The sequence below is a fragment of the Wenzhouxiangella sediminis genome, assembly GCF_003410055.1.
Lineage (GTDB): Bacteria > Pseudomonadota > Gammaproteobacteria > Xanthomonadales > Wenzhouxiangellaceae > Wenzhouxiangella > Wenzhouxiangella sediminis.
Window position 1 is genome coordinate 38,569 of the sequence record NZ_QUZK01000003.1, and the last position, 9,678, is coordinate 48,246.

The following is a 9,678-nucleotide window of genomic DNA, read 5'->3' on the forward strand; positions in this document are numbered from 1 at the left end:
GCCCCGCGGGATCAGAAGCTGTAGTCCAGGCCCACAGTGCCCGTGCGCGGTTTATTGGGCCGGGCGCCGTCGGGCAGGCGAGAAATGATCACCTGCCGATCCAGCAGGTTGTCGACCCGGACGAAAGCCGTCAGGTCCTCGGTGACGGCATAGCGCGAGATCCAGTCGAGTACGAACAGGGACTCGGTGCGATCGAACGGGTCGTCGTTGCGATTGCAGCCCACCTGCACGCAGGTTTCGTCCATGTACTTGGCGACGAAATGGTTGTCCCAGCCCCCGGTATGTTCGATGCCCAGCCGGAGGCTGAAGATGTTCTCCGGAATGTCGGCGAGCGTGTCGCCGTCGAGGACGCCCGTTACAGGGTTGTCCTCGCTGATTGCGGCGTCGGAGTAGGTGTAGTTGAAACTCAGCGGGATGGTCAGCTTGCCGGCTTGCCACTCATGGCCGAACTGGAACTCGATGCCCCGGACGACCGCCTCGCCGGTGACGAAGCTGCCGGAGGTCGCCCCGTTGCTGCAGGGGCTGGCCATGGAACAGACTTCTGCCTGATTCTCGAAGTCGCTCAGGAAACCCACCAGTTCGACGAAAAGATCGCCGCGGAAATGGCGTAAGCCCAGCTCGTAGTTGACGCTGGTTTCGGGTTCGTCGTTCTCGGTGGCACCGCCGCCCAGCGGGGCGAAGCCGCGGTGAATGCCCGCGAGTAGCTGGAATCGATCGTGGAAGTCCCAGGTCATGGCGGCGCCGGGCAGCCACTCGGCCGTCGAGTTGCTGCGGCGAGCGGGTTCGTCGGTGCGCTCGGGCGTGGCGAACTGCCGCCGGAATGTCTCGACATCTTCATAACGCAAGGCCAGGTCCAGCCTGAAGTCGGGGGTGACCTGCCACTGGTCCAGCGCCCAGAAGGCCAGGGCGTCCGCGCCTTCGAGGCGGTTGTCGCTGCCGGTCGGCGCGACGGTGTCGCGGTAGACGAGGCTGCCGTCGAGCTGATCGTAGACTTCGACCGGCTGGTATCGGTCCATGCGGTCGCTGTGATCACGCACGCCGAGCTGCAGGCGATGGTCGCCGAAGATGGCGTCGAGACCCAGTTCCAGGCCATAGGATTCGTATTCGCGGTTGTTGTGCTTGTAGCCCAGGCCGCTGTAGTCCTGTTCGCCGTGCAGGATGGCCAGGGCCTCGGCGTCGCCGGCATTGGCCGCGTCCACGAACGCGCCGATGCCGGTCTTGAACCAGTCGCGGGCAAATTCGTTGCGATAGCCAAGCGCAGAGAGCTTTATCTGGCTGGTCAGGTCGAAATCCCAGGCCAGCGAAAAGCCCTGGTGGTCGTTGTCCATCTGATCGATTTCCGACAGGCCGTACCGGCGGTTGGCGTCGCGCTCGAAGTCTCGGTCCGTCAGGCCGGCGTAGGTCTCGTTGGAAGTCTCTTCGGAGTACTGCGCCTTGAACTGCAGGCTCTGGCGTTCGCCGGCCCAGCCGAACTTGACCAGGTAGCTCTGGATGTCGAAGCCGGTGTCGCGATTGCTGCGATCGATGTGCTTGAAGCCCTCGCTGTTGCGGTAAACGGCATCGACCAGCCAGCCGAAGCCGCCTTCGCGGCCGCCGACCCAGGCGTGCGTGTTGTGTTCGCTGTTCTCTCCCATCGTCGTGACGATGCGACCGGAGGTTTCCGACGGAATCGGCGTGGTCACCAGGTTGACGACGCCGCCGATCGTCTGGGGGCCGTAGCGCAGCAGGGGCGCGCCCTTGAGGACTTCGACCGCGTGCATCTGGTAGACCTGCGGGAAATAGTAGGCGGCCGGGTTGGAGTAGGGCGCCGGTGCAATCAGCACGCCGTCCTCGAGCAGGGTGATCTTGCTCGAACGGCCGCCGGCCGCGGCCCGGATGCCGATATTGGGACGCAGGCCCTCGCCGTCTTCCTCGCGGATATAGACGCCCGGCACGGTCTTGAGCAGCTGATTGATGTCGGTTCGCGACTCGACCGCCATCTGCCCGGGGTCGATGACGGCGCCCGTTCCGGACAGCCTGCGGGCGTCTGCGCTCGAGCCGACGATGCGCACGCGGTCGAGAACGCTTTGGAGGCTTTGCTGGACGGCTCGCGCGCTTTCCTCGCGCTCGGCTTGCGACTCGGTGTCCCGACCCGCTTCCTCGGCGAGCGCAGTGGCGACCGCGCCCAGAGCGAGGCCGGTGAGCAGGAGATTCTTGATCACGAAGGGTCCTTTGAGAACTGTTGTTGATGGCGCGCGGCGATTCTAAACGCAAATCATTTTCATGCGCAAGAGCAATTGCGGATGCAGGCCTGAATGACCGCCCCCCGCAGTGAATTTCGTTACATTGAGCGTTGGAGCCAAGCGAAGAGAATCCATACATGAATCAGGCAGGCGAGGGCGCCACGCCCCAGTTCACCTACCACCCGGGCTGGACCGAACTGACCGAGCAGGATGCGCAGGACGTCATCGAATTCTGGAAGCGGGAGAAGGCGCTGCCGGGTGGGCAGGATCCTCGCCGCCGGGTGAGTCAGGTCGTGATGTTCGCTCGCGATGCCGACGGCGAGGTCGCGGCAGTCGGCACGGCGGTGCCTCAGTGGCCCCCGCAACTGGCTCAGCCGGTTTATTACTACCGCAGTTTCGTCTCGCCGAAGTGGCGCCATACCCGGGTGGTTTACAACCTGTTGCGCAAGGCCGTGCGCCTTCTGGAGGCCGACGCGCAGGAACACGACTGGCCCTGTATCGGCGTGCTGCTGGAGTTGGAGAACCAGCGCTTCGGCGAAACGGGTCGCATGCCCGTCTGGCCGCGCATCGAATTCGTCTACATCGGGCGCAGCCCCCGCGGCCTGGAGTGCCGCGTGCACTGGTTCCGCAAGGCAAAGCTGAAGAACCCCGGCGAACAGGTCAGCCAGGCACGGCCGGCTCAGTAGCGGTCGGACGCGGGCGTTGCCCCGCTGGCGGCTTCAGTGAGCGGCCGTGCGGGGTTGCACGACTTCCTTCAGTGCTTCGTCCGGCAGCGAGTAGCTGATGGCGAGGTGCTTGTCGTTGCCCCCGAGCACTTCGGGAAAGCGCATCCCGCCGAGAACCGAGACGGCAAACACTTCCTGCACCGCGTCTTCGAACTTGAGGAATGCGACCGTCTGTCCCGAGCGGATGTCGACCACCCAGACCCCGCAGTTTCGCTCGCTGACTCTCTCGGTCAGCGATATCCCCGAGAATACGGCCGACTCGCGCACCTGGGACAGGCCGACGAAGGCGTAAGGCCCGAGGAAATCCAGGCCGCGTGTGAACCCGGGCAGCTCGGCCACGGTTTCGAGCTGGCCGTTGTCCGGGTCGACTGTGGCCAGCGTGCCGTTGCCCGACTCCAGCACCCAGAGCTTGTCCTGGTACCAGCGTGGCGAGTGCGGCATGGACAGGCCACGGCAGATGATCTCGTCGCTCTCGACATCGATCAGGACGCCGCCGCCGGCCTTGTTTTCGCGCCATCCACCGGCCGTATCGGAAGTGCCCAGGGCCGTGACGTACTTCGGACGTCCGTCGACCACTTCCAGTCCGTTGAGGTGACAGCGGTCCTCCGCCGCATAGCCGGAGATGAATTTCGGTCGCCAGCGCGGGACGAAACTGTGCTCGTTGTCGAGCGTGCACAGGCAGGAGAAGCGGGTGTTGACGAGCCAGAGTTCGTCGCCGGCCCAGTCCATTTCGTGAATGTCGATATTGCCGGTGATGTGACCGTGCCGGGGCAGGAAGGCCGCATCGTGCCGGCCCTCAGGGGGGAGCTTGCGTGCCACTTCCGGCATGTTGCGGTAGTACTCGACGGTGTAGGCCGTGCCCAGCGCCATGCGGCCGCCATCGCTGGCCAGGCCCATCGGACGATTGTAGACGCGAAAATGCGTATTGAGTTTGCCTTCGTTCTCGCGCACGATCACCAGCTTGCCCGCCTGGTAGGTGCTGACCAGCAGCGAGCTTGCCGCTTGCTGGAGCAGCTTCGGCATGCTGGCGGTGTGCACGCTGCGCAGCGGTGACAAGTCGGGATCCTGAGCCCCGTTCTCCGGGGTTGCCGCTCCCGGCGGGCCGGGCTTCGCGGCCGCCGGGCCGCCGGGCGGCTCGGGTGCACGATTCGGGGCGCCGATGGCCGGTTCTACACCGTTGTCTTGACCGGACTCTGCGTGATTCGATGCCGGAGCTGCCTTCGGCTCCCGATTCGTGCGTGCGCCGGGGGGAACAATGACCACGGGCTTGCCTTCGTCGTCGCGCAGGGCGCCGAGCACAACGGTCTGGTAGAGGGCCTGGGCCACGTCGAGGCCGTTCGGCAGCTTCCAGTTGCCTGCGAACATCCCGGCTTGTGCGACCAGCTGTTCCATGGCCTGGCGGTAGGCCGCGTCGCCGGCCTCGTCGTCACCGTGCCGGGCGTGGATGCCCTGCCACTGGTTGATGTACTGGTCCAGGGCTGCTTCCAGCTTGGGCAGATGCGGCGCCTCCGTCGGCACGACGCTGCGCAGTTCGGCCATGATCTCCTTGATCAGGCTCTCCATCTCCCAGGGCGACATCACGCGACCGACCCGCACCGTTTCGGTATCGAGCTGTCGGGAGCCGGCCCCGAGATTGACCTGCCTGGGGCTCATGCCCGTTTCGCGTTCGGAGTCGAGCGGCCTGTCGGCCGACTTGACCGTCGACCAGAACGTGGCCGAGCCCACCGTGTCGACGACCAGGTAGATCAGCTCGGCATCCGGCGCGGCCGTGTACTCGTAGCCTCCCCATCCGTCCATCAGCCAGGCCTGTCCGGCGGGAATGGTCGCTCGTGAGTCTCTGCATTGCCATTCGGCGCCTTCGCCGCCGGCAACGACCATGAAAACGCGTGCTCGACGGTGCCAGTAAGCGCCGGCGTCGACCATGCGTTGCGCCGCCCGGCCGGGCTTGACCCTGACCAGCAGGGCTCGTCCGACGATCGTGTCGAGCGATGCAAGCAGGCTCTTCAGGGAGGGCAGTTTCTCGAGCCATTCCGTCGGCTGCATCCTGCCCTCCATCCGGCCGGCATCATTTCCGCCCTCAGCGGTCACCAGAGGCAGGATCCGGTGGCCCTCGAGATTCCTCGGGTGAGCTTGCCAGGCATCGGCATCGGCCACGCCGTCGATTTCTTCCAGGACGCCGGCGGCATCGAAGCGGTAGGGAAGACGAATGAAGGGTGAATCGAGTTTCATGGGCTATGCGCTTTCAAGGTTCTCACTAGTAACGTCAAATGACGCGTCAACTTGTCACTCGCCGCCCGATTGTAACCCTCGGTTCCGGTGCGCCCGCGAGCGGCCTCGTTGCCCCCGCTGCCACAGCATCCAGATGACCAGCGCCCCCAGTGCGATGAACAGCGCCCAGCGATGGTCCGGCCCGAAGCGGGTTTCGGCGACCATCACGGCCACGCAGCCGAGTCCGCTGGCGATGGAAACGACCAGCGGGTGCGCGGTCAGGGGAGCTGCGCTGAAGCGCTGCCGGAGCACGAAGGCCAGCGGCGCTCCAGCGGACAGGGCCGTTCCCGCCACGAAGCTCCAGTGCGCCTGCTGCCAGGCGAGGAGGAACGCCCCGGCCAGCACTGCGGCCAGGGCGGGAATGGCGATGCGAGTCGAAATCAAGTGTCGGTCGCGCGGCGGCGGAACCAGATCGAACCCGCCAGCAGGGCCAGGGCGATGCCGATGCCGACCCACATCTCCGGTCGCGCCAGGTATTCCAGGCTGTTGGAGAAGCTCATGAACAACTCCTCGCTGAACTCGACGTCCGCGAGATCGATGTTGTTGCCGCTCGATTCGACCCGCCAACCGATGTTGCTTGGCAGGATGCCGCTGCCCAGGCGCTTGAGGATGATCAGGCCCACGTTGAGCTCCGGCATGCTGAAGCTCGACAGCAGGCTCCAGGCATGCTGCAACAGCGAGATCACGGCGGGTACGGCCACGGCCACCAGGATTGGTACTCTCGGCGCCCAGGAGGAGCAGAACACCAGCCAGGCATACACCGGCAGCAGCCAGAGTCCCTGGATGAGCAGGCCCAAGGCCATGACCGACCACAGCTTGGGCAGGCTGGCGGGAAGCCAGAACGCGGTGAAGGGGTTGATGCCGGCCATGAACCCGTAAACGGTGGCGATCAGCAGCACGATGAGCTGCGTGATCACGACGATCACCAGGTAGATCGCCGGCGCCAGCAGGCAGGCCGTGAGGACCTTGGAGGCCACTGTCATCGTGTCCGATACGGGCAGGGATTTCCAGAACAGGATCGAACGGTCCTTGCGCTCGTCGTAGAGGCAGCTGGAAAGATAGAACAGCAGCACGAGCAAAAGAATCTGGAAAAACAGGCCCGAGACCGCGAACAGCGCGCCGGTGACGAACAGTCGCTTCTGGTCCGTCGGCACATCGGCAAACTGCCGGATGGCGTCCAGCGTGAAGGCCATCTCGTTGTCGAAGCGCGAACCGAGGATGAGCCCGAAGACGATGAAGAACAGGGTCAGGCCAAGGATCGTGATCGGGGCCCACTTGAATGCACCCGGGCTCTCCCAGAGCTCGCGCCGCATCAGGGTCCACATGGTGCTGATCGATCGCGTGCTCATGCTGCTTCCTCCGTGCTCTCACCGTTCTCGTACTCTTCGCCCATCAGGGCCACGAAGAGGTCGGCAACGCTCGGTCGGTGCAACTCGCCGATCTCCTTGAGGCGTGCGATGTCGCCGCCGTCGAACAGGAAGATATGGCGGCCGAACAGCACGCGCTCGTGTATCGGGTTCATGGCGCGCGCCTCCTCGACGTGGTCGGGCTTGACCATGACTTCGCGGTAGCGTTCGTGAACGGCGTCCATGGTGGCGTTGAGCACGAGTTTACCGTCCTTGATGAACAGCAGATCAGTCAGGATGTGCTCGACTTCCTCGACCTGGTGGGTCGTGATCAGGATCGTGCGCTCTTCGTCGAAGTATTCGTTGAGAAGATTCGAGTAGAAGCGCTTGCGGAAAAGGATATCCAGGCCGAGCGTTGGCTCGTCGAGCACCAGCAGCTTGGCGTCGATGGCCATGACCAGCGCCAGGTGCAGCTGCACGACCATGCCCTTGGAGAGTGCCTTGACCTTGGTGTTCTGCTTGACCTTGGTGTTCTTCAGGTAATGCATGCAGCGCTCGCGGGAGAAACGCGGGTGCAGGCGTTCGGTCATCTCGATGACCTGCCAGACCCGTGCCCAGCGCGGCAGGACGGCCACGTCGGCGATGAAGCACACGTCTTCCATCAGCTCGTCGCGGTCCTTGTCCGGCTTGCGGCCGAGCACCTCGAGCTGGCCGTCGAAACCGGTCAGGCCGAGAATCGCCTTGAGGGCCGTCGTCTTGCCGGCGCCGTTGGGGCCGATCAGGCCGACGATGCGACCCGAGGGGATCTCGAGATCGATGCCGTCGACAGCCCGGTTGCTGCCGTAATAGCGTTTGAGGTCCCGGGCGTGAATGGTCAGGCTCATGAATTGCTCTCCTCTTTCTTGTCGCTTGCGGCCATCAGGTCCTCGATCGACAGGCCGAGCTTTTCGATCCGCTGGGCCAGCCGCGGCCATTCTTCATTGAGAAACCGGTTGCGCTCACTTGCCAGCAGCTTGCTGCGTGCGCCCTCGCGCACGAACATGCCCACGCCCCGCCGCTTGTCGACCAGTTCGTCATCGACCAGTGACTGGTAGGCCTTGGACACCGTCAGCGGATTGATCTGGAAATCAACGGCCACCTGCCGCACCGAGGGCAGGGGCTGTCCTTCTCGCAGAGTGCCGTCCAGAATGGCCGCAACGGTTTTCTCCCGCAACTGCCAGTAGATCGGCTGGTTGTCGTCCCAGCGCGCTTCCATCGTCAGTGCGTCAGCCCCGAAAACCAGGGCAGGAGACTGGGGTTGCCCCTGCCGCGGCTCGAGCGTGCCGTCTGGTCGGAATGGCCGACCGAGGCCGAACCGCCGTTGACCGCCTCGATCTGTTCGATGGGCTGGTCCCCGTCGGCCTGGAGGTGGCCCTGAACGTCTCCGCGGTCGGAGGTGAAGGACAGGGCCAGGCACACCGCGGCAGCGACCAGCGCCAGCCGGTGCGGGATGACGAGCGTGCGGTGCTTGGATATCGGCAACATGGTCAGCTCCTTTGGCTGTCGTGTTGGTGTATTAGTCTAGTAAAACACCACCACAGAGTCAAGCGGTATTTTCACCGACAACACGCGCTCGTAGCGCGCTTCCTCGATCTGGTAGACTTTTCGGCTGGAACCGACCGCCATTCGGCTGGTCACAGGCTCACTCAAGTTTCCCATTCCCAAGGAGTTTTATTCCATGAAGATTGCCCGAATTCTGGCCGGCTCCGTGCTGGCCGCGAGCGTTTCGACGGTGGCCCTGGCCCAGGACGAGACCCTCGACACGCCCGAGGAGCGCCTCAGCTACACCATCGGCATGGACATCGGCGGCTCCCTGTCCGAACAGGACATGGACCTGAACCTGGACCTCCTGGTCGAGGCGCTTCGCGCCAGCTACAACGGCGAGGAAACCCGTCTGACCAAGGAAGAGGCCCTGGCCGAGCGGGAGGCGTTCATGCAGCGTCGCCAGCAGCAGATGCAGGCCCAGCGCCAGGAAGAGGCGAGCGCCAACCAGGAAGCCGGCGAGGCCTTCCTGGCCGAAAACGCCGAGCGCGATGGCGTGATGGTGACCGATTCCGGTCTGCAGTACCGAGTGATCGAGGAAGGCGAGGGCGCCAGCCCGGCCGCCGAGGACCGCGTCACCGTCCATTACAAGGGCACGCTGATCGACGGCACGCAGTTCGACAGCTCCTATGACCGGGGTGAGCCGGCCACCTTCGCGCTCAACCAGGTCATTCCCGGCTGGACCGAAGGGCTGCAGCTGATGAGCGAAGGCGCCAAGTACGAGTTCTTCATTCCGTCCGAACTGGCCTACGGCGAACAGGGCCGTCCGGGCCCGATCGGTCCGAACTCGACCCTCATCTTCGAAGTCGAGCTGCTGGAAGTGGCCGACAGCGAATCCCAGGAATAAGACGGAAGAGCGCTTCGTCATGGGGACATTGCAGGACGCCCTGCTCAAGTCGGGGCTGGCTGACGAAGAGCAGCTGAAGAAGAACCGGCGTCGGGGCAAGCCCGGCGCCGGCCATTCCGGCCCGAAAAAGGCCCGCAATAGCGCGCCGGCCAAGAAAAAACGCACCGCGCGCAAGAAAAAGGCCGCGGACTCGGACCTGGCACGGGCCTACGCGGCCCGACGCAAGGCCGAAGTGCGCGAGAAGGAGGCCGAGAAGCAGCGCCGCGTGGCCGAGCAGGAGGAACGCCGCCGGCGCAACCTCGAGCTCGACGCGATCATCAAGGGCAACACCCTCAACCGAAAGGACGCCGAGGTGCCGCGCTATTTCGAGCACATGGGCCGCATTCGCCGCGTGCTGTGCACGCCCGAGCAGCGCGAGCAGCTCAACAAGGGTGAAATCGGCGTGGTCAACCTGCGGGGATCGTATCTGCTCGTCTCACTCGAGACGCTCGAAAAGTATCGCGAGGTCGCCCCGGACCTGGTCCCCGGCCTGGAAGGCCGCGACGAGCCCGAGGACGACGGCAGTCATTATCCGCCGGTGCCGGACGATCTGGTCTGGTGAGAATTAGGTTTCAGGTTTCAGGTTTCAGGAAAGAAGGGGTTCGGGGTTCCGGGTTCCGGATGATGGTGGAACGGCTGGCTGTGCGAGG

10 protein-coding genes are annotated in these 9,678 nt (G+C 64.5%); 3 read left to right on the forward strand and 7 right to left on the reverse strand.

The annotated features are described in order from the left end of the window. Window positions 1-11: 11 nt before the first annotated feature. Entirely contained in the window at window positions 12-2,201 is a 2,190-nt protein-coding gene (locus DZC52_RS00480; RefSeq protein ID WP_245960724.1) for a TonB-dependent receptor family protein, read from the reverse strand. A 158-nt stretch (window positions 2,202-2,359) separates the two neighbouring features. Between DZC52_RS00480 and DZC52_RS00485 the strand changes: the two genes are divergently transcribed. Continuing rightward, the gene (locus DZC52_RS00485) at window positions 2,360-2,908 is read left to right on the forward strand and encodes a hypothetical protein (RefSeq protein ID WP_116649160.1); all 549 of its coding nucleotides are present in this window, start codon (window positions 2,360-2,362) and stop codon (window positions 2,906-2,908) included. 33 nt (window positions 2,909-2,941) lie between these two features. Here DZC52_RS00485 and DZC52_RS15650 read toward each other — a convergent pair whose 3' ends face one another. The 6 genes from DZC52_RS15650 to DZC52_RS00515 are packed head-to-tail and all read right to left on the reverse strand — an operon-like array spanning window position 2,942 to window position 8,085. Beyond that, a complete protein-coding gene (locus tag DZC52_RS15650; RefSeq protein WP_245960725.1) occupies window positions 2,942-5,176 on the reverse strand; it encodes a TIGR03032 family protein in 2,235 nt (744 codons plus the stop codon). A gap of 54 nt (window positions 5,177-5,230) precedes the next feature. Beyond that, window positions 5,231-5,599, reverse strand: coding sequence for a hypothetical protein (locus DZC52_RS00495; protein ID WP_116649161.1), 369 nt, complete (start codon window positions 5,597-5,599; stop codon window positions 5,231-5,233). Beyond that, entirely contained in the window at window positions 5,596-6,564 is a 969-nt protein-coding gene (locus DZC52_RS00500) for a hypothetical protein (protein ID WP_116649162.1), read from the reverse strand. Before DZC52_RS00500 ends, DZC52_RS00495 begins: the two co-directional genes overlap by 4 nt. After that, the gene (locus tag DZC52_RS00505; protein ID WP_116649163.1) at window positions 6,561-7,445 is read right to left on the reverse strand and encodes an ABC transporter ATP-binding protein; all 885 of its coding nucleotides are present in this window, start codon (window positions 7,443-7,445) and stop codon (window positions 6,561-6,563) included. The genes DZC52_RS00500 and DZC52_RS00505 overlap by 4 nt, the downstream gene beginning before the upstream one ends. Continuing rightward, window positions 7,442-7,816, reverse strand: a complete 375-nt coding sequence (locus DZC52_RS00510; protein ID WP_116649164.1) for a GntR family transcriptional regulator — start codon at window positions 7,814-7,816, stop codon at window positions 7,442-7,444. The genes DZC52_RS00505 and DZC52_RS00510 overlap by 4 nt, the downstream gene beginning before the upstream one ends. Before the next feature lie 2 nt (window positions 7,817-7,818). Next, entirely contained in the window at window positions 7,819-8,085 is a 267-nt protein-coding gene (locus DZC52_RS00515) for a hypothetical protein (RefSeq protein WP_116649165.1), read from the reverse strand. 193 nt (window positions 8,086-8,278) lie between these two features. On the opposite strand from DZC52_RS00515, the gene bamJ reads away from it, so the two are divergent. Continuing rightward, window positions 8,279-8,989, forward strand: a complete 711-nt coding sequence (gene bamJ, locus DZC52_RS00520; RefSeq protein ID WP_116649166.1) for a BamJ family beta-barrel-assembly machinery protein — start codon at window positions 8,279-8,281, stop codon at window positions 8,987-8,989. 19 nt (window positions 8,990-9,008) lie between these two features. Continuing rightward, window positions 9,009-9,590: a DUF2058 family protein gene (locus tag DZC52_RS00525; RefSeq protein ID WP_116649167.1), complete on the forward strand. Its 582-nt coding sequence runs from the start codon at window positions 9,009-9,011 to the stop codon at window positions 9,588-9,590. The last annotated feature ends 88 nt before the right edge of the window (window positions 9,591-9,678 follow it).

Bases quoted from the DNA above. Each gene is read 5' to 3' on its own strand.
- DZC52_RS00500 (WP_116649162.1), bottom strand. From the start codon at position 6,564: ATGAGCACGCGATCGATCAGCACCATGTGGACCCTGATGCGGCGCGAG.
- DZC52_RS00510 (WP_116649164.1), bottom strand. From the start codon at position 7,816: ATGGAAGCGCGCTGGGACGACAACCAGCCGATCTACTGGCAGTTGCGG.
- DZC52_RS00485 (WP_116649160.1), top strand. From the start codon at position 2,360: ATGAATCAGGCAGGCGAGGGCGCCACGCCCCAGTTCACCTACCACCCG.
- DZC52_RS00525 (WP_116649167.1), top strand. From the start codon at position 9,009: ATGGGGACATTGCAGGACGCCCTGCTCAAGTCGGGGCTGGCTGACGAA.
- DZC52_RS00515 (WP_116649165.1), bottom strand. From the start codon at position 8,085: ATGTTGCCGATATCCAAGCACCGCACGCTCGTCATCCCGCACCGGCTG.
- DZC52_RS15650 (WP_245960725.1), bottom strand. From the start codon at position 5,176: ATGAAACTCGATTCACCCTTCATTCGTCTTCCCTACCGCTTCGATGCC.
- DZC52_RS00505 (WP_116649163.1), bottom strand. From the start codon at position 7,445: ATGAGCCTGACCATTCACGCCCGGGACCTCAAACGCTATTACGGCAGC.
- bamJ (WP_116649166.1), top strand. From the start codon at position 8,279: ATGAAGATTGCCCGAATTCTGGCCGGCTCCGTGCTGGCCGCGAGCGTT.